17 protein-coding genes are annotated in these 20411 nt (G+C 44.0%); 6 read left to right on the forward strand and 11 right to left on the reverse strand.

The window, feature by feature from the left end:
- Positions 1-138: 138 nt before the first annotated feature.
- Positions 139-987 (reverse strand): universal stress protein, encoded by an 849-nt coding sequence (locus BW716_RS29440; RefSeq protein WP_083729653.1) that lies wholly within the window; start codon positions 985-987, stop codon positions 139-141.
- A 226-nt stretch (positions 988-1213) separates the two neighbouring features.
- On the opposite strand from BW716_RS29440, the gene BW716_RS29445 reads away from it, so the two are divergent.
- The gene (locus BW716_RS29445) at positions 1214-2620 is read left to right on the forward strand and encodes a glycoside hydrolase family 32 protein (protein WP_083729654.1); all 1407 of its coding nucleotides are present in this window, start codon (positions 1214-1216) and stop codon (positions 2618-2620) included.
- A 71-nt stretch (positions 2621-2691) separates the two neighbouring features.
- On the opposite strand, the gene BW716_RS37140 is transcribed toward BW716_RS29445, so the two are convergent.
- From BW716_RS37140 to BW716_RS29465, 4 genes are all read right to left on the reverse strand, one after another.
- Complete coding sequence (locus BW716_RS37140) at positions 2692-2886, reverse strand: hypothetical protein (protein ID WP_083729655.1); 195 nt, start codon at positions 2884-2886, stop codon at positions 2692-2694.
- Between the two features lie 23 nt (positions 2887-2909).
- Positions 2910-3281 (reverse strand): hypothetical protein, encoded by a 372-nt coding sequence (locus BW716_RS29455; RefSeq protein WP_083729656.1) that lies wholly within the window; start codon positions 3279-3281, stop codon positions 2910-2912.
- A 192-nt stretch (positions 3282-3473) separates the two neighbouring features.
- Complete coding sequence (locus tag BW716_RS29460; RefSeq protein ID WP_083729657.1) at positions 3474-3674, reverse strand: hypothetical protein; 201 nt, start codon at positions 3672-3674, stop codon at positions 3474-3476.
- Positions 3675-3986: 312 nt separating this feature from the next.
- Positions 3987-6395, reverse strand: coding sequence for an ABC transporter permease (locus BW716_RS29465; RefSeq protein ID WP_083729658.1), 2409 nt, complete (start codon positions 6393-6395; stop codon positions 3987-3989).
- 215 nt (positions 6396-6610) lie between these two features.
- Between BW716_RS29465 and BW716_RS29470 the strand changes: the two genes are divergently transcribed.
- Positions 6611-7915: a sensor histidine kinase KdpD gene (locus BW716_RS29470; protein WP_083729659.1), complete on the forward strand. Its 1305-nt coding sequence runs from the start codon at positions 6611-6613 to the stop codon at positions 7913-7915.
- Positions 7916-8055: 140 nt separating this feature from the next.
- Here BW716_RS29470 and BW716_RS29475 read toward each other — a convergent pair whose 3' ends face one another.
- The gene (locus BW716_RS29475) at positions 8056-8493 is read right to left on the reverse strand and encodes a DUF6496 domain-containing protein (RefSeq protein ID WP_083729660.1); all 438 of its coding nucleotides are present in this window, start codon (positions 8491-8493) and stop codon (positions 8056-8058) included.
- Positions 8494-8712: 219 nt separating this feature from the next.
- Here BW716_RS29475 and BW716_RS29480 point away from each other — a divergent pair, with 219 nt between their 5' ends.
- Both BW716_RS29480 and BW716_RS29490 read left to right on the forward strand, forming a co-directional pair.
- Positions 8713-11910 (forward strand): GH92 family glycosyl hydrolase, encoded by a 3198-nt coding sequence (locus BW716_RS29480; RefSeq protein WP_083729661.1) that lies wholly within the window; start codon positions 8713-8715, stop codon positions 11908-11910.
- A 421-nt stretch (positions 11911-12331) separates the two neighbouring features.
- Positions 12332-12907 carry a hypothetical protein gene (locus BW716_RS29490; RefSeq protein WP_083729663.1) on the forward strand — a complete coding sequence of 192 codons (576 nt, stop codon included), beginning with the start codon at positions 12332-12334 and terminating at the stop codon, positions 12905-12907.
- A 161-nt stretch (positions 12908-13068) separates the two neighbouring features.
- Here the strand turns inward: BW716_RS29490 and BW716_RS29495 are convergent, their stop codons facing one another.
- The 5 genes from BW716_RS29495 to BW716_RS29515 form a co-directional block, all read right to left on the reverse strand.
- Positions 13069-15276 (reverse strand): alpha-N-acetylglucosaminidase, encoded by a 2208-nt coding sequence (locus tag BW716_RS29495; RefSeq protein ID WP_083729664.1) that lies wholly within the window; start codon positions 15274-15276, stop codon positions 13069-13071.
- 67 nt (positions 15277-15343) lie between these two features.
- Positions 15344-15793, reverse strand: a complete 450-nt coding sequence (locus tag BW716_RS29500; RefSeq protein WP_083729665.1) for a glycine zipper domain-containing protein — start codon at positions 15791-15793, stop codon at positions 15344-15346.
- A gap of 192 nt (positions 15794-15985) precedes the next feature.
- Complete coding sequence (locus BW716_RS29505) at positions 15986-16885, reverse strand: PfkB family carbohydrate kinase (RefSeq protein WP_083729666.1); 900 nt, start codon at positions 16883-16885, stop codon at positions 15986-15988.
- Positions 16886-16981: 96 nt separating this feature from the next.
- Entirely contained in the window at positions 16982-18022 is a 1041-nt protein-coding gene (locus tag BW716_RS29510; protein ID WP_083729667.1) for an Atu2307/SP_0267 family LLM class monooxygenase, read from the reverse strand.
- A gap of 141 nt (positions 18023-18163) precedes the next feature.
- The gene (locus tag BW716_RS29515) at positions 18164-18583 is read right to left on the reverse strand and encodes a response regulator (protein ID WP_083729668.1); all 420 of its coding nucleotides are present in this window, start codon (positions 18581-18583) and stop codon (positions 18164-18166) included.
- Positions 18584-18735: 152 nt separating this feature from the next.
- Here BW716_RS29515 and BW716_RS29520 point away from each other — a divergent pair, with 152 nt between their 5' ends.
- Together BW716_RS29520 and BW716_RS29525 are read left to right on the forward strand one after the other, a co-directional pair.
- Positions 18736-19284 (forward strand): hypothetical protein, encoded by a 549-nt coding sequence (locus tag BW716_RS29520; RefSeq protein WP_083729669.1) that lies wholly within the window; start codon positions 18736-18738, stop codon positions 19282-19284.
- A gap of 11 nt (positions 19285-19295) precedes the next feature.
- Entirely contained in the window at positions 19296-20411 is a 1116-nt protein-coding gene (locus BW716_RS29525; protein WP_083729670.1) for an acetate/propionate family kinase, read from the forward strand.

The following is a 20411-nucleotide window of genomic DNA, read 5'->3' on the forward strand; positions in this document are numbered from 1 at the left end:
CTTTCTTCCTACTCGATTTTTGGCTTATTTCAGTAATGGCTTACTACAAAATTTTTACGGGCATAATGGGATGGATACATATATTTCAAAAGCCTGCAAATTAACAGCCTGATTCAAAACTCCCCAAATCCAACCTTCTCATTTCAATATCAGCACCGGCACCTTCGCATTCCTGCATATCGCCTCACTAATACTCTTATTCGTCAAATAATACAGGAAACTGTGTTTCCCCGGCAATGAAATGATCAACTGAAAATCATTTACATTCGTATACTTTATAATCCCATCAATAATATTCTTCTCATTACTATAATTAATGTCATGCTTAAAGTTCTGCAGATAACTATGCAGATGCGCCTCCAGGTTTTTAAAATTCTCATCCGGATTTATATATCGCTCTTTCGCATCCACATTCAGCACATGTAACTGTATTTCCTTCGCCATCGCAGAATCCTTTGGGTCATTCAGTTTCGCCAGATTTCCCATCATCCTGTAATCACAAGGCAGCAACACATCATTGATTGGACGGAAACTATAATGAGAAGGAACCACCAATACCCGAACAGGAGAGATCTTTGCTATACTGATAATATTCCCCGCTATAAAACTGTTACTATTTGACTGGCAACTATCACTACCCAGCAGCACCATATCCACACTTTCCTCCCTGATCGTTTCATTAATAGCCCTTAACAAAGGCGCCTCACTCACCGCCGTCAGAACCGCCATATCATCTTCCATCCTGGCACTGAGCTCATCCGCCATATGATCCAGTTTCTCCGTACTCTCTTTCCGTTCCTGCCACCTGAAATCCTGGCTTACTGGCGCATATTCCGCAGATACTGCGATATTGTCAAAAACTGTATCATAAAAGGTCTTTAACAAAATAATCCGATCGTATCCAAACCGGTGTGCCCACTCACTTGCAAAACGAATCGTATTTTCATTTGTAGCCGTGAAATCAACAGGAATAAGCATCGTTTTCATAATACAAAATTTTGATCATTCAATTAAGGCTTCAGCCTTATACGTTGTAATAAATTTAAGCAAAAAGCGTGCGGAGGAATATGATTTTAATCGTTAAAACAGCTGTAAACAATCAGTGGAATCTTCTATCTAAATTTACATTATTTTTAGCCTGCCTCAACAATTTTTTCATGTGAAAAAAGTTAAACATTGTTTAACTTAACAACCGTTTAAACTGTAGCCCGTTATGAAAATATGCCATTTATTATGCTGGCTGTTGCCCATTGCCACCCAGGCCCAGGTAGATACTACCCAGCGTCCTGCCTACCACTTTACTGCTGCGAAAAACTGGATCAATGATCCTAACGGCCTGATATATATCAACGGTCAATATCATCTTTATTACCAGTACAATCCATATGATACCAAATGGGGACATATGAGCTGGGGGCATGCCGTGAGCAAAGACCTCCTGCACTGGAATCACCTGCCTTTAGCCATTCCGGAAATGGTAAAACCTGATACCACCACCTGGATCTTCTCCGGTTCTGCTGTGCTGGACAAAACCAATACCAGCGGTTTTGGCAAAAACGCCATCGTGGCAATTTACACCGCCGATCAGCCTACCCAGCAAAAGGAATCCCAGTTCATTGCCTATAGCAATGACGGCGGATTAACCTACCAGCAGTATGTGGGCAACCCGGTGATCGACCTGCATAAAAAGGACTTCCGTGACCCGAATGTCATCTGGCTGGAAAAGGAAAAACACTGGTTGATGACAGTCGCGCTACCCCATGAGAAAAAGGTACAGTTTTATACATCCACTGACCTGAAACATTGGACATTGCTCAGTGAATTTGGGAATCAGGGCGATACCCGCAAGATATGGGAGTGCCCGTCTCTGACTCCGATGTATGTGGATGGAGACCCTAAAAAAACTAAATGGTTACTGATGGTTTCCTCCGGCAATCAGGACGGGGAAACCGGGCTACAGTATTTCACCGGGGACTTTGACGGAAAGGAATTCAAAAATGATAATGATGCAGCGCATCAACAATTTGTAGACTACGGCCCTACATTTTATGCCGCCATTCCATATAATAATCTGCCTGATGGTAGAAAGACGATGATAGGATGGCTCATGCCTTCCAACCAGCCGGCTTATCCATGGACAGGGCAGATGTCTATACCAAGAGATCTTGCATTGAAAACAACCTCTCAGGGCGTGCGGTTATTCCAGCAACCTGCGAATGTGATCAAATTACCTGCAGGTAAGTTGGAAAAACAGGATCTGGTAGTCAATGACCAGCCTTTTAAATTACGGCAGTTTGAAAATAACACGAACTGGATAGATGTTACTTTTGGAGAAGGTACCGCTACTGCTTATGGCGTAAAATTGCCGCAGGCAGAAATCACTTACCAGCAAGGGGAATTAGTAATAGCCTGGAAAGATGGAAAGAAGACACTATCTGTACCAAAGGGAGATGTGAGATTACAGGTTTTACAGGATAAATCTTCGGTAGAAGTATTTGTAAATGGAGGTGCACAGGTGATTACGTTTCTGGTGTACCCTCCTAAAGAGGAACATGAAGTATCCTTATTTGCAAAAGGGGGAAATATAAAAGTAAAAACACTTAAAGTGTGGCAATTATGATCATCAACAAGAAACGCTTATGTCGAAAAAGACGTAAGCGTTTTTTGTTGATGAGTTCAATATTATTTTATTTACGATTTCAGGTTCTCATTCATTTTCTGCACCATTGCCAGTGCCATATCTATCGCCCCGGCGTCAATCCCCTCCACTGACTTATCATACAACCCCGCTACCCACTTACCAGCGTACTTCTGTGCAGATCTGTCTGCCGCGTCACAAAGGTCGAGATCAATGCCACCCCAAAGGCCCCCCAGCTGTCGCAACATTCCGGAGAAGGCAGCACCCTGAGCTACTCGGTGTTCTTCACGACGATATTGTAGGTGATATAATCATCAATTACATAAGTTCCGTCGGCAGCAGCGGTTTTAGTGATAGTCAGGTTTCCTTTTGACGCTCTGACAGGCACGCTCGTTACCGTATCGCAGGTACCATATTGCGGATCACATCCGTAAGTAGGTATATTGTTGATACCGTCAGATACATATGCCGTGTTGTTGATCCAATCAACGCCATCCAGATTTTCATAAGTTTTAACCTGGAAGGTCACTTCTGTTACGCCGCCAGGAGACAGCTTAGCGATAGGGAAGCTCACGATACCGCCAGAGAGTATCCAGCCACTTTCCCAGTTGGTATTGGTTGGGATTTTGTCAGTGATGGTCAATGGTCCGATGGTGGTAGTGCTGGTATTCCTTACGTAGATCTTTTAGGTGATGATATCACCAGGTTGAACATAACCATCTACATTGTTCGCTGGCAGACTTGCTACTTTCCATGCCTGGAAGGTAGCTAGGTCATTATCCTTGATGTTGGCAGTAGTGGTGTAGTCAGCGCTCAGCTGGAAGGTGTTTGTACCTCATCGGGTAGTGGTGATGCCGTCTGTGGCATAATACGCGTAATTGTTTGCAGTTACGCCGGAAGAATTCACCGCCTTTCCCAAAGCTAAGTCTGTAGTACATTGAGCAAATGAGACATCAGTTACGAAAAATAGCAAAAAAACAACCTTCGATATGCCGGCTAATAACTTGTTTACCAGCAACTTGTTTTGTTCACGCATTCTAAAATGTTATGGTACAAAAAGGAAACACACGGGCGTTTCAGCTCCAATTTTATCCGAACCTGGTTGTAAGGTATAGGGATGTTAGCCTGCGTATTACATTAATTTATAATGTAAAGTTATTGAATAAATCCGCTATTTATGACCGATGTGCTGAATTTACCTGGCATTAACAAATGGTACATGATTATCAATGGTATAACAAAGCATTCATGAAAAGCGGGGATTCACCAACGGGAATGAAACCATTTTCAAAGAAAAAAGCCTCTGCGAATGCAGAAGCTTTCAAAAAAAACAATATGTAAATCTATATCACTCTACTTTCAAACTTTTCACCGGATTTGCTACTGCCACCCTCAATGTCTGCAAGATAATCATCACACTGGTAAGTATACCTAATGAAAGGATGATCATCATGATTGGTAAAGCAGTGATTTCCACATGGTATTCGTAACTATTCAACCAATATTGCATCAGGTAATATGCTACGGGACAAGCCACTACGCTCGCCACTATCATTACCGCTATAAAATCTTTTATAAACAAACTAATGATACTATTTACTGAAGCCCCCAGTACTTTGCGGATCCCCATTTCCCTCGTACGCTTCTGTACCGTCAGAGACACCAAACCGATCACGCCTAGCAACACAATTACCAAAGCCAGCACGGTTGCTGTATACGCTGTCTTCTTCAACTGTAATTCCGTCTGGTACATCTTCGCTAAACTATCATCCATGAATTTATATTCAAACGGTGCTCCCGGCATGAGTGCTGCCCATTGCTGGTGTAGCGTTTCAATAGCCTGTGGCACATTTCCGCCTTTCAGTTTGATCGCAAAATATCTGAAAATATTAAACACCTCTATAGGGAAAAATACCATTGGTTGTATAGATTGCTGCATGGATCCAAAATGAAAATCCTTTGTCACTCCGGCAATGGTATACGTATCCTGTAGCTCTGTAAATTTCACCTGTTTCCCTACTGCATCTGCGGGATCTTTGTATCCCAATGCCGCTGCCAGTCTGGTATTGATCACCATTTTATGTACGTCAGTTGGCATTCCTTCCCTGGCTAAAAAAACACCTGCCGCCATGGGTACCTGGAACGTTTTTGCAAAGTGCATATCCGTACTCAATTGAAAAGCGGTGATCGCCGAAGTAGCATCGGCACCCAGCGGGAATATACTCAAACTCCCACCATTGTTGCCATTCATGATCTCGTAAGTTAGCGTCACATCCTTTACGACTGGGCTTTCTGCCAGTTGTTTCCTGATGCCTTCCATCTTTGCCACACCTGCCGGTGACCAGTCTCTCGGTACCTGTGCACTAACTACAAATTCTTTGTCATACCCAATTCCTTTACTAAAAAAGAACTGTACCTGCTTTGTCACAATAAACGCTCCGATCAGGACTACTAACGCTGTGAAGAACTGAAACGCTACCAGCGACTTTCTTAATAGTATATTTTCCTTAACAGACTTTAAACTCCCTTTCAAACTGCTCAATGATGGCAGGGCAGATAATACAAACGCCGGATATAATCCAGCAGCCAATCCTATCAGCACGACAAATAATAGCGGATATCCTACAAAATAGACAGGGAACTCACTCAGCGCAGGCAATGGTTTACCGACCAACTGTGCAAACAAGGGGCCTAGCAACAAATAACAGCCAAATGCCAGCAGGGTTGCGATACAAACAATAATCGTTGACTCAATTAAAAACTGCCATACCAGCTGATGCTTTCTTCCGCCCATTACCTTTCTCATACCAATCTCCTTCATCCTTGATCCGGCGCGGCTTACAGATATATTGATAAAATTGATCACTGCCATTAATAATATAAACAGCCCAATACCTGACAGGGTAAACAACATCCTTTTCACTAATCCATTATTTTGTTCCAGGTAATTGTCCCGTAAATTGATGACCTGTGGTGTTAGGTTTGCATATACATTCGGAGGGATATTCTCTTTTAATAGTTTTGAAATAGGGCCGTTTAACTGACTGGGATTTATGCCTGGCTGCAATTCCACATACCCTACGATGAACATATTTTTCCAGTTATCGATCGTTCGTCCAAAGTAGCTAATGGAACTTTCGGGCAAAATAATTCCGTTACTGTAGTTGTTAATCAGGTCCGTCACCCCATTATCGCGCGCTACCCTGATCACGGCCGTCAGCATAAAGGGCTGTCTTTGTCCAGCCATATTTTCGATCTCCACCGTTTGGCCAATGGCATTGACCGTACCGAAATATTTCTTTGCCACGGGCTCTGTCATGATCATGGAGTTTGGTGTAGACAACGCATTGGTGGGATTACCGGCCAACACCTTGAATCCAAACATATCCAGCAGGGTACTATCGCCAATCTGCACCTCTTCCTTAAAGTCTTTTTCCTTTCCATGAACGGTGAGCGTCAACCCATCCCACCTGTAAAAGTTCTTTACCAGCGTGGGATATTGTTCTTTCAGCGCTTTGGGCAAGGCCCCGGAGGTCGCCAGGTCAAACCCCATATTCTTGTCCTTCCACTTGCTTTTGATCACATACTGCCGGTCTGCATTTTTGAGTTCCGTATTTACCTGCAGCTCATTCCACACATGTGCCATGATCATACCGGTAAAAGCAATGCCTATGGCAAGCCCGGCAATGTTGAGGATTGCATGAAATCGGTTCTTTTTCATATTCCGCCAGGCAATCAGGATGTAGTTCAATAGCATAAAAGTGGGTTTGGGCACCCAGGTTCAGACAAAGAAAATGCCGTATACCTGCCTTATTGAAAACTAAGCAATTATACTAAGATAAGGGTCGGATATGTTCGCTAATGGTACATTATATGTCCGGAAATGGGCAAATCATAGATTGATTATTAATACTTTTTAACATAAATTGCGAAGCGTTTCCGAGAGCGCCAATAAACTTAATGTGGTTATGAATGAATAATGTACAAACAGGCCTTAAACGTGTTGTTTTCCCAAACATCATCCATTTCATTAATCGAATATTAAATACCGGGGTACACGAAGCAAATGGCATTGCACGCAACCGTCAGATCAGAACTGTGAATATAGCCGGGGTTGTTGGAGGAACGGTTTCCCTGATGTTTAGTTTGATCAACACCTGCCTGGGCAATTACCTGCTTGCACTGATCAATATATGCACGATGGCCTGCCTGTACAGCATGGTGTACTTCAATGAAAAGAAGAAGTACGATCTGGGGCCGATGATCACCATGCCTGTCTGTGCATTGCAGTTGTCTGCCAGTGCATTGATCTATAACGACAACATGGAGTTGTACCTGTTGCTGGTGGTATGTCTTTCCCTGATACTTCTGAACAATAAATGGGTGATGCTGGCCCTGGGTATTTTCAGTGCCATTCTGTTGGGTGTTACGCACCGTTTGGCCCCACATACCGTCATTCACCAGGCTACTGAGGCCAGGAGGATCATGAATGCGGTGATCTGGCTCATCATGTTATTGTTCTGCTTATATTATTTTAGGTTGCAGATCATGGCGTATACAAAGGAGCTGGAAGAATCCAACCGCCAACTGAATGTAGCTAACAAGACCCGCGAGAAACTGATTTCTATTCTGGCTCATGATATGAGTTCGCCGATCAATACGCTTTTTTTTATGCTGGATCTGTTGCAGGAAGATATGTTGTCGGGTAAGGACTTTGCCGACTCCTCGCGACTGCTCATATTGCAGGCCAAGAACCTGCAGGAGAATATGGATGGTCTGTTGCAATGGTGTTATACCCAGATGAAAGGAATTGCACCGCAGCCGGTAAATTTTAATCTCGTCGTTTTGATAGAAGAAGTAATTACATTTTTACAACCCCAGTTGCAAAAGAAGCATATCCAGTTACAAAATGATATTGCACAATATACCTGTACCATTCATGCGGACCAGGAGCATGTACGCCTGATTATCCGGAATCTACTGAGCAATGCGATCAAGTTTAGTTATAATGAAGCTACGATTGTTATTAGTATGGAAGACAAGCGTGAAGAAGTGATCATTTCAGTGGAGGATTTTGGCGTTGGGATTGCGGCCAATATCCAGGAGAAGATCTTTGCAGCGGATAATATTTATTCCACACCGGGTACGGGCAATGAGAAGGGGATAGGATTGGGGTTGAGTCTTAGCCAGGAGTTTGCGCAGAAGAATAATGGTTTTCTGTCAGTATTGAGTGAAGAGGGGAAAGGGAGTACGTTTAGTTTGCACCTGCATAAATAAATTTGCCAGCTTTCTATTGGGGAGAGTGTAGGCTTCGCCAGTACACAAACGAAAATGGCAGATATCTTTAATAGGTATAGGGACCAGCTAAGACAGACCTTCATTGCTCACGCAATATCTTTTAGCTGATCCCATTATTTTTATGCATGTGCGGCAGCTTTCTTCTTGCTGGTAGCACGTTTTGCGGTAGTTCTTCCGGAGGCTGGTTTTTTAGTCGTAGTTTTTTTAGCGGCAGTCGCCTTTTTAGCCGTCGCTCTTTTTGCAGTTGCTTTTGGAGCTGTGGTCTTTTTTGCAGCAGTTGCTTTTTTAGGTGCGGCTTTTTTCGCTGTTGCTTTTTTAGCGGTAGTGGTCTTTTTCGTTGTTGTTTTCCTGGTCGTCGTAGCCTTCTTAGTAGTGCTTGCACCCGCCTTCTTCGGCACTTTCGCACCTTCCTCTCTCGCTTCTGACAATCCTATTGCTATTGCTTGTTTTGGATTCGTTACTTTTTTGCCACTTCTTCCGCTTTTCAACTTTCCTTCATGCATTTCATGCATTACTTTCTCCACTTTTTCGCCGCTTTTTCTTGAATACTTTGCCATTGTGAAAAAATTTAAGGATTAATAAATAACGTATATCGTAATAGGGACGAATACTATGCCAACAGTTATTTATGCATTACAATAAAATCCCTATACTCAATTCTATCTGTCATTTCCCCCGATGAGTTTACCAGTACTCAGTTTCTTTGTGGGATGTGTCCTTTTTTGCACACACTGTTGTAGAATTTTTATATTTTACGCCCAAACCACAACGTCATAGTGAATTTTACAGCCAACATCCGACACATCCTGCTACTAATCTTATTCTCCAACGCCGCTGGCGCCCAGGTAAAATCTCCGGTAGCATATGTCAACCCATTCATCGGTACGACCAAAAGTGCAGTGCTGACTAAATGGGGGAATGAGGGCGGCTGCTATCCCGGTGCTGTGGCTCCTCACGGTTATTACCAACTGACACCGGAGACGAGAAGGACGGGGGCTAAAGGCTATGACTACCAGGATAGCTCCATTTGTTATTTCACCTGTGAGGATCACCATAGTGGTTTTCCCGGTGGATCGGCGGGGAGCGTATTCGTAATGCCTGTCAGTAACAGCCAGTCATTTGATGCTGATCACTATAGCCGTCGTTTTTCTCACAAGGATGAATATGCGGAACCGGGTTATTATAAGGTCCTTTTCAGAGATGACCAGACTTTAGTAGAAATGACGGCCTCTTGTGATGGTGGGGTTTTTAGGTTTACATTTTCGGATAAGGGCACGCCTGAGGTCTTTCCTGATAAAGGCACTTCTAAGAATATTTCAGCTAAGGACAAGCCTGCGAACTTTTCAGCTAAGGGCACACCTCACATCTTTACAAGCACCCCACTTCAGTTTAACATAAAGCCCATTGAACAGCAAGTCTTAACCAATGGCACCGTCTATACATTTCCAAAAGGTACAACTATTGTTGAAGCACGGATCGGCAATGAACAGCGTTTCTTTGATGCTGTCAGAGCAGCTACTTATAAGCAATGGAACGACCTTTTATCAGTCGTAGAGATCAATGATGACAATGAAAAAGGCAAAGCCATTTTTTACACCGCCCTTTATCATTCCCTCTTATTACCATGGCTGAATGAAGGTAAATACAGTGGTTTTTCCCCATGGGATACTTTCCGCACTTTGCACCCGTTGCTCAGTCTACTATATCCTGATCTACAGGCAGCCATGATCCGCTCTATGCTGGACGTTTATCACAGCACCGGTCATTTGCCTACAGAGAGTATGACGGGCAATCATTCCATCCCTATCATTACCGATGCTTATTTCAAAGGCATCCCGATGGATAAGGAAGAAGTATACAAGGCGATGCAAAAAAGCATCAATGACACGCCTTACCTGCAAGCAGATATGCCTGCTTATCACGAACTGGGTTATGTACCATCTACCTATCCTGAATCTGTGACCCGTACCGTAGAGTATGCCTACGATGACTGGGCGCTGAACCTGTTTGCAAAAGAAGCAATGCATGAAAAAGTGAGTGACGACAGGAGCTTAGCCTTCCAACAATTATTGCACATCCCTTCGTTATTCCTGTTGCCACGCAATAAGGATGTGTTCAAACTCAATCCCGGTAATACCGGTTATAAAGAAGGTGATCAATGGGTGTATTCTTTCTTCGTACCGCAGCACCCCCGTGAATTGATCAATAGGATGGGGGGAGATGAGTTATTTTCTCTCAGGTTGGATACGGCCCTTGAAAAGCAACATATCATCTTTGACAATGAAACCGTTTTCCATGTTCCTTACCTTTTCAATGATGCCAACAGGCCAGACCTGACCCAGTTGTGGGTAAGGAAGATCATGAAGGATCGTTTTTCAAATACACCGGGTGGGTTGCCAGGGAATGATGATCTGGGTTCAACTTCCAGCTGGTACATTTTCAGTGCGATGGGATTGTATCCTGTGGCACCCGGTAAACCCCTGTATGCATTGGGTATCCCTGCTTTCCGTGAAATGAAGATCCACCTGAAAGAGGGGAAGGTACTGACCATCAAAAGCAATGATACGCATGCGCCTTATGTACAACAGGTGCGACTGAATGGTGTGGCGTACAAGGGGTTGAATATGGCCCATGAGTTCATCAAACGGGGTGGTACTTTGGAATTTGAAACAGGTGTTGTACCGGTAGTAACCCGCGACAATGTCAACCGTACTGTCATCAGACTGACGGAGATAAGTATGGATTCGGTTGCTACGCCTGATCAACCTTTTCCAATTGGGTTTACATTAATAAACAATGGGGATGCCGGGGTATACAGGATCAAAGTGACCCTTAATGGTAAACTATATGGATCAAAGAATTGCCTGATCGGCAAAGGGGCGAGGCTCCGTGATTCGATTCAGGTATACCTGTACAAAGCAGGGGAGAACATATTGCAGTTGAATGAACAGGCGGAACGTACCGTACAGCTCAAAGTGCCTTTGGCGAATGTAGCGCCGGTTATTTCTGACCTGGTATTAAAACCATTGATTAAGAAGGATAGCGTGCAACATATTGTCTTTGCTGTGATGAATAAGCAAGGGGCTAAAAAGGCTTTTACAATTCCCGTGAATCTGAATGGGAAAGCATTTTATACAGCTAAGCTGATATTGGAGCCAGGAGAGCAAAAGGTAGTGACATGTCAGGTAAAGGCGGTAGTGACTGGGTGGCAGACGGTGAGTATTGGAGGGATCAGCGAAAGATTTAAGGTGTATAAGGATCCAATGGAGTCTTTGTTATTGTCTTTGGAAGGGACGAAGGATGTGTCTGGGTTTGAGAATGATGGTCAGGTAATTAGATCTGAAAATTCGAAGGAAGGGACAGGCAATGGTCAGATTATTATTGCTGAAAAATCACAGCATGTTACTGCCACTGGCAATACTGTCGCTTCTGACAACTCTCAAAGTATTTCTGCCTCCGGCAATTCTCCCAAAGCTGCAAATCCCCTCTTTGGCCCGGACTATTACATCGAGGTCCCTAACGCCCGCTCTCTCGATGAATTAGGCACCACTCTCACCATGATGGCCTGGATCTACCCAACTGAACAACCCCCCGGTCTTGTCGATGTATTCTCCAAAGGAGACACCCATGTTCTCCAGATTACTAACGGCAGAATGTTAAGTTTTTTTGCCGGGGGTTGGGGCAGGGGAGATATTACCGTACCTTTGCCGGAACATTGGTTGAACCACTGGCATCATATTGCCGGAGTATGTGATAAACAGGGGCTTAAGTTATATATCGACGGCGTTTTGAAAGGAGAGACAGAACTGGACACGCCAGTTAACCTGTCCGTAGGGAATAAATGGACGTTAGGACGTAATGAAGAATTTCCCGGAACCCGTATTTTCAAAGGTTATATTCAACAAGCGAAAGTTTTTTCTGATCCTATTGAAATAACTGATTGTAAATGTATTGGAGAAATTCCTATGCGATAAATCAAAGTTTTACTGAATCCTGTTGAAAAACTAATTTTATATGCATGGGAGATACTCCTGTGGCTATAAGCCAAAGTTTTACTGAATCCTGTTGAAAAACTAATTTTATATGCATGGGAGATACTCCTGTGGCTATAAACCAAAGTTTTACCGAATCCAATTGAAAAACTAAGTGTTCATGCATTGGATACTGCTATGCCATAAGTCAAAATTTTACTGAATCCAATTGAAAAACTAATTTTATATGCATGGGGGATACTCCCGTGCCATAAGCCAAAATTTTACTAAATCCTGTTGAAAAACTAAGTGTTCATGCATGGGATACTCCTATGTCATAAACCCAAATGTCTAACCTGATGAAATAATTACTTAATAATATATAGGGAATATTCCCGTGCTATAAAACCAAAAATGACACCCTATGCCAAAGGCAAAATTCCTGTTATTAGCAGCTATTATCACCTGTCTGATAGGGACAGGATGCGGTAGTAGCTGTACGAAAACTACCGCCATTTCCACCGGCGAGCTTTCCAGTCACTTCGATGGTAACTGGAAGTATGAAAACAAAGAACTGGGTTTCTCCTTAAACCTGCCCAACGGATGGTACTTACAAACTTCCTTAGGAAGGATCCAGTACTACGTACCCCTGAGTAAAAATGCACCCGAAGACATGGTCCGTCAAAAGACCCTGACCCTTGCAGATGCTCAGGCCAACAAAGGTGCTCTCTTCACCATCCGTGACGTAATGCCCGAAGAAGGTGCCGGTGCTGCCATCAGCTTCGCACTGACCGATTTACAACCTAAAGGAGAAGAAAACGGAGAACTCACCATCGGCTCCGAACACCTGAAAGGCGCTTCTGCCAAAACAGCCAGAGGTACAACTACTATAACTGTCTTTAAAAACTACGGTTGTTTTGACCTGAAGATTTTTGTAGAGTACACCACACCAGAACAGTTAGAAAAAATAAAATCATTACTGGCTACTGGAAAGATATAGGGCTAAAAGAATCGCTACTTTAATCACATAAGTGCTTTATCTGAAGTGCTTTCTTTAAAGCCTGAAGTACTTTCTTTCAAAGCCGGCCGCAGGCCTCGCTCAAATAAAAAAGCTTTTGCCTTTGGCAAAAGCTTTTTTATTTGCTGGTATATTTTTATTTGCTAGTATATTTTTTTAAGGATTTCCCGATACTTATGATGTATCTCCTTCGCCACTCCAACCGCATCACCCCTCGTCACCACAGGGTATACTTCCTTCGCATTCACCCAATTCCATTCCCAATCCTGCATCTTCTCCTCAAACCCTTTCAAATCCATTTGCTGACCTGTCTTCAAACTCTCTCCCGCATAATCAAAGAATTGCTTCCACCTTGCCGCATAAAAATTCTTCACCAACCCTGACCACTGTCTTGAGCTATACTCATGCAATGGGCTCTTCTTATCTCCCCACAACGTAATCAAATCCCTCGCATTCATCTCATACAGTGCTTTTTCCTGCTGATTCGTTCCCCAACTCTTCGCATCCGCCAGCCATCTGCCCAACAGGAAATCTTTCCTCGTCGCCAGCAAACGATCCATATCATCCAGCAATACCAAAAACTCCGCACTATATTTCTTAAAGTGTTCGCCATCCTTTGCCTTATAAGCCTTTGCCACCTGCTGTTGCAAAGAATCCGCATAGTTCGCCAACACCTGTCTTGTCACATCCACAATATCATATCTAAATCCATCACTTCCTTTCAACACATCTGCGGCTGTAATCAAATGATCCCATGCCGGCAACAAATTGCCCGGTGCATAATTCAAATGTGTCAATGTACGATGTGCCACTGTATCAAATGTAGGTCTGCCAGTCAGAATACTCTCTGGCGTACCTTCCGTCAATCCACCATCATACACTGTTTTGTGTAAGATCGCCCATGCCGCATCTGCATCTGCATTCTGCCTGCCATAACGGCGCCATGCATATGCTTTTAACCAGCTATCCAGCTCAATCGGCTGATCATTCCATACATTATCCATCATCAATGCATACATGGCAGGATTCTGTTCTATCGCTTCCGGTGTACAACCAATACCTACCAGGTTCCCCGCTGTAGAGTCATGCAGGGCATTTGCCGGATCGTGCGCTACATGATCCATCCTGCCATACATCCCAATATTACCACCAAAGTTCTGCAGCATACACCAGATCCATTGCTTACCATAATAAGCATTCGTTCTGTTCCACACAGGGAAGTTATCACTAAACAGATCGAGCACGATCATCCTGTCATCCGGCGCTGCCGTGAGCAAAGCCCTGATCTGAGCCGGATGCCAGAAATCTTTTTGATAATGGAACATCCATCCCTGCATCACCCAGATAGCCTTAGAATCTGCATCTATCATGGCCTGGAAGATCTTCTTACTGATTGTATGCAGGTAAGTAGAATCGTTGGTAGGAGGTAAGTTCTCATTAAAAGTATCAGAAGAGTAAAAATGGTCAGTACCAAAAGTCTTTGTCTCTTCTTCAATAAATTCCTGCCCGATCTTTGAGAACATCGGATCTTCCGGTTCTAAGATATATACATCATCAAAACCCGCATCCCAGTTGGTTTTCTTCACCTTTGCATTTGGGAATTTTTTCTTGAATGCCGGTGGCACATGCCCTGTAAATGCAGGGAGTACAGGCTTCATACCTAATGATCTTTCGCGTGCAAGAATTTTTTTCTGCAGGTCTTCCTGGTCTTTCATAAACTGCTGTGGCAGTGGACCGCCCCATCCATCCAGGTTTCCCATCCAGAACCAGTTAAAGAAACAAGGTCCGCTAAAGAAACTATTCAGGTCATTATCCGTGAATCCCATTTTCTTGTACACCCGGCTCCACACCGAGTTCTGGCCTGTCAGTGCCAGTGGCATATTCACGCCATTCAGCGCCATCCAGTCAATCTCCCATTGCCAGCGCTCCCAGTTCCACCAGCTGATGGTATAGTTGAACGTACAATAGTTCAGGTAGTAACGATATTGATAAGGTGTTCGTTTATGCACTTTTGTTGGCACCTTTGGCAATGGATCTGGCAGGTCCATATTGGTCCCGTTCCAACTGATATCGCAATGCGCATAATTTTTCAGATAGTAATTGAGCGCACTTGCTATACTCAGCCCATTGCTACCTCTTATGAGGATGGTATTGCCCTGCGATTCCAGTTCAAACACATCGTGCCCCTTTTCCTGTGGGATAAAGCGGGTTTGAAAATGCATAGCCTGTGATCGCATGATCCTTTTCACCAGGTCGTCAATGGCTTGCTTGTCCTGACCTACCGTCGGGATGGCCTTGAAGCCAAGAAAAATGAATGTAAAAAGCAGGGATGTACGAAAAGATAGTTGCATAGGAGATAAAGATAAAAAAAATCCCGGCCACATTGCTGTAGCCGGGATCAAAATGTGTTATTCTCTATTATTGATTAGCCGCTTTTTTCTTCTTGGCGTGATCCACGATCGCACCTGTACCAGCACCTACACCAGCACCAATGATTGTACCGATGGCAGCACCTTTCACGTGATCCGGGTTAACGATTGCACCAGTGATGGCACCCGCACCCGCACCTACTACAGCACCTTTTGCGGTATGACTCCAACCTTTTTTCTTAGTGGTAGTCGTTGTCGTAGCGGAGCTGGTAGTAGCAGACGAGCTGCTATTGTTCTGAGCTGCTACGGCGGCATGATGTTCACGTGCGGCAGCCTTTGCATCATTCACAGAGTCAATGACCTGTTGTTTGATGGCGTTTGCCATATTTACTGAATCCACAGCCTCTTGTTTGGCTGCTTCTATTGCCGCTTGATCTGCTGAGTTGTGACATGCGAATAAGACGGCTGATGTTGCTAAAGCTAGAAATATCTGTTTCATGGTCGTAATTTTTTATTCATCTGGCTATAGACCTGTAAAATTGTGCCAGATTAATAGATGAATCCGGTTATTGGAACGAATTTAAATAATATCACAATATATAAACTCACTGTAAACAGGGATTTTATTACGAAAAAAAGACCCGTTTGCCAATATTGCAAACGGGTCTGTCAATCAATTATTTACAGGCAATTAAGCCGTGAGTGAAAACGTAAATCTGTGATTAGCAGCAAGGAACTTTGTCACATCTTCCGCATTTCCCCTAAATGGTCCTGATCCTTCGATCTTCAAAGTCGCCATGGCGGCAGCAAATTCTCCTGCATCCTGCGGATTTGCGTTTTTCGCGCGCTGGTACAGGTAACCTGCCATGTAAGTATCGCCACATCCGGTGGCATCTACTACCGAAGTAGTTGGGATATAAGCGGGAATATCGTAGAAAGTCTGGTCTTTGTACACCACAGAACCACGGCTACCGAGGGTAATAATCACCTCTTTCACGCCCCAGGAAGCTAACGTGATCGCGCCTTTGCGTACATCGTTTGTACCGGTCAGCACTTCCATTTCGGATTCATTGGCTTTCAGGATGTATACATATTGTAGTGCTTCTTTTTTCGCTGGCCAGTCAATATGGATCACCTGCTCATTTTCGACCTTCCGCAGGTACCCTTGCACATCCAGGGAAACTTTCCCCTTCTTTGCCAGTTCCCTGATCACAGATACCGGAATATCATCTGCTACCAGTGGGCCGAGGTGAAAGAAACGCGCATCCATATCAGACAGTTGTTCCGGGGTGAACGGATCTGCCAGCTGACTTACACGTTGTGTTCTATGATCCTGATTTTCAGAGTAAATGTTCTCGAAGTAGAGGGTGTTGGTACTGGTCAGTACCACGATTTCAGTGCCTTTTGCTCTCAGTTCGTCCGCAATGTACATCTCTTTGGTAGCGAGTGCGGTTACTATTGCATATTTCACATCCATATTCCGGATGGCACTGGAAAAATAAAAGGAAGTCCCACCTGGCATATGTACTACCGAGCGGGTCGTTACTACTTTGTCTAATGTAATATGTCCTATACAACAAATGTCATACATGCTTAGTCCGGTTTATAGCGTTGATCCTAACAGGGTGCAAATGTAAATATAACCCCGTCTATTGCCAAGAATTTTCAGGATGACTGGTATTGAATTTTACTGTTCGGCCTGCAATAGGGAACGTACAGCTGGCACCACTTTTCTGCCAAATAACTCAATGGATTTCAGTATCTTATTGTGTGGCATATCTCCTTTGAGAATTTGGGCCAGGAAGCGGGTATGATTAAACAGTTTGCTTTGATATACAATCTTGTCTACTACTTCCTGCACGCTGCCCACAAAAAGGGGGCCTTCGGGAGAGCGCAAGTACTCAAACTGACCACGGGTGATAGGGGGCCAGCCTCTTTCTTCCCCAACACGGTTCATAATTTTTTCGTACACAGGCCAGAACTCATTGGCAGCGGTTTCGCCGTCTTCCCCGATATACATGTGGCAATTGATGGCCAGTGGCAAAGTGGTCAGGTCATGACCGGCTTCGGCTGCGGACTGGCGGAACAATTTTACGATATTGACGAACTGTTTGGGTAAGCCTCCCAGAATGGCTACAGTCATTCCAAGTCCCATTTTACCAGCTCTGGCAGCAGAAGCGGGGGTACCCCCGATCGCGAGCCAGATAGGCAGTTTTTCCTGATAAGGACGGGGATATATTCCTCTTTCCCGGATAGGTGCCCGGAACTTGCCTTGCCAGCTGATAATTTCGTTATTGTTTATTTTGGTGAGCATATCCAGTTTTTCAATGAATAGCTCATCATAGTCATTCAAATGGTAGCCAAACAAGGGGAATGATTCAATAAAAGAACCCCTGCCAGCCATAATTTCGGCCCTGCCATTGGAAATTAGATCCAGCGTGGCAAAGTTCTGGAAAGTACGCACCGGATCGGCAGAACTCAATACCGTTACCGAACTGGATAGACGGATATTTTTGGTTACCGCGGCAATAGCTCCCAGTGCAACCTCTGGTGCAGATATAATGTAGTCAGGCCGGTGGTGTTCGCCAACGGCAAATACATCCAATCCGATTTCGTCGGATAGTCTGGCTTCTGCCAGTAATTCCTGCATCCGGGTATGAGCGTTTATCGCCTTGCCAGGTAAATTGTCTGGTGTAACTTCTCCAAAAGTGCTGATACCGAATTCCATTGTTTACTCCTTTTTTTTCGTGGCGCAAAGATCGGACAATAAAAGGTAATGGAAAACGGACACCTGGTTTCCCGGGGGAAACTATGGCGTTGCAATAAATTGGCTACAGGATTACTGTAGCTTCAAATTCAATGAAATTACCTATTTCAAATCAAAACTAAGAGGAGCCGGATTACAGTAAAAGATCTTCTTCACATGGTTACACAGTTCCGTGTAAGTGCCGGGTTTTGTTAAGAATAAATGAGCACCAAGTTTGAGTGCATCGTCAATATCACGTTTCATATCTGATGTACTCATAATAATAATCCTGGTGAGGGTCTGACGCAGGAGCTTTTTTAATTCCACGAGACATTCTTTTCCATTCATCTTTGGCATGTTCAGGTCAAGGAAAATAAAATCAGGTAAGGCGATCTTCTTTTTACTCAACAGGTCCAGGGCTTCAATACCGCTGTTACAGCTGTGCGTGCGTGATCCGGGTACAACGTCTGTGATTGCTTCTGTCAAAAAAAGCCTGTCATCTGCATCGTCATCAATGATTAAAACTGTCTGCTGCTGTATCATATGGTTAAAAATTTAAGGTGAGCAGAAGAGTGGTGTATGTAAGAAAGAAGCATCTAAAGTACTCAAAAAATGACTAATAAGATGTTAATTATTATTAACGGTGCCTATATTGCTTAGGCATGATTAGTGAGTAGGTATTGTAAAAGACACGCATGGACCCTAAAGAATTATTTGTTAATGGTGGGGAGACCGGACAATTGATGCACATCTATCAATGGGAAAACAATATCATCGGTACTCCTGATACATGGCCACCTCATTTACGCACTGCTGTACGTATTATGCTCACTTCGGTGCAACCTATGTTTATCTGGTGGGGAGAGCAATTCATACATCTTTACAACGATGCATTCATTCCATTTGCGGGCAAGGGACATCCTTCTGTACTAGGGCGTCCTGCATCTGAAATATGGGCGGATGAATGGATGCGGTTAGCGCCTGTGGCCACAGCTGCGGTGGCGGAAAATGCGGGATCCTTCATAAAAAGTAGTTTTTTCATCATGAAAAAAGAAGAGGATGTCGAAGACATTTCCTACGCTTTTTCCTATAGTCCGATTTTAGGACCTGACAATGTGGTGGATGGATTACTCAGCATATACAACAATTACATGAACCCCATTATGGGGCATTCTGTAGACCGCGAAGTGCCGGTTGTGGAGAATCCTGATGATGTGGATTTGGATACCCGGTTGGATAAATAACATGTTCTACCATGGAAACGATATTGACGGTTAATTGTGGATCTTCCAGTCTGAAGTTTGCACTGTATTCTTTAAAACTGGAACAGCTTTTATTGGGCAATGTAATAGATGGTTATACCAAGATTGGCGAGGAAAGACATGAGCATGGTGCGGTGACGATGAAGGAGGCGGCAGAAGAGGTGGTGAGAGTGTTGCGTGCCCGTTCATATGATGTGCGTATTATCGGGCATCGCATTGTACAGGGTGGTGAGAAACATTTTGAACCGGTTATACTGGATGACGGTGTTTTACAATCTTTGAAAGAGCTGGTTCCTTTGGCGCCTTTGCATATACCGCCTTCGCTGGATGTGATACATGCATTGCAGGAGGCATTTCCAGCTCTAAAGCAGGTAGGATGTTTTGATACGGCTTTTCATCAGCATATGCCATTTGAAGCACGACACTATCCATTGCCAAGAGCATTGTGGAAGGAGGGGGTGATCCACTATGGATTTCATGGCTTGTCTTATGAATCCATTATGCAGCAGTTACAACCGTTATCACCGGGCAGTAGGGTCATCGTTGCGCATCTGGGCAATGGGGCCAGTTGTGCCGCCATACAGGAGGGCAGTAGTCTGGATACGACTATGGGCATGACACCTATAGGAGGATTGATGATGAGTACAAGGGCGGGCGATCTGGATCCCGGGGTACTGCTGTACCTGTTAGAAGAAAAAGGTATGACGGGGAGTGAGCTGTCGCGTATGCTGAACAAATCATCGGGATTAAAAGCGGTGTCAGAAGAAAGTGGGGATGTGCAGCAGTTACTGGAGCAGGAAGGTACGCATCCGCAGGCAGCAGAAGCGATTCTCATGTTCTGCTATCATGTGCGTAAAACGATTGGTGCGCTGGCGGCGGTATTAGGAGGCGTAGATACATTGGTATTTACAGGAGGGATCGGCGAACATGCAGCAACGATCAGAAGTCGTATCTGTAAAGGACTTGAATTTTTAGGTATAGTCATCAATGAAAAGGCCAACGAAGAGAAAGCAAATATGATATCAGCGAATGATAGCAAGGTTACCGTTCGGGTAATGAAAACCAATGAAGAGTTAATGATTGCACAACACACGCAAACCTTCTTATAA

The organism is [Flexibacter] sp. ATCC 35208, assembly GCF_001975825.1.
In the GTDB taxonomy this organism is placed as follows: Bacteria; Bacteroidota; Bacteroidia; order Chitinophagales; family Chitinophagaceae; genus Chitinophaga.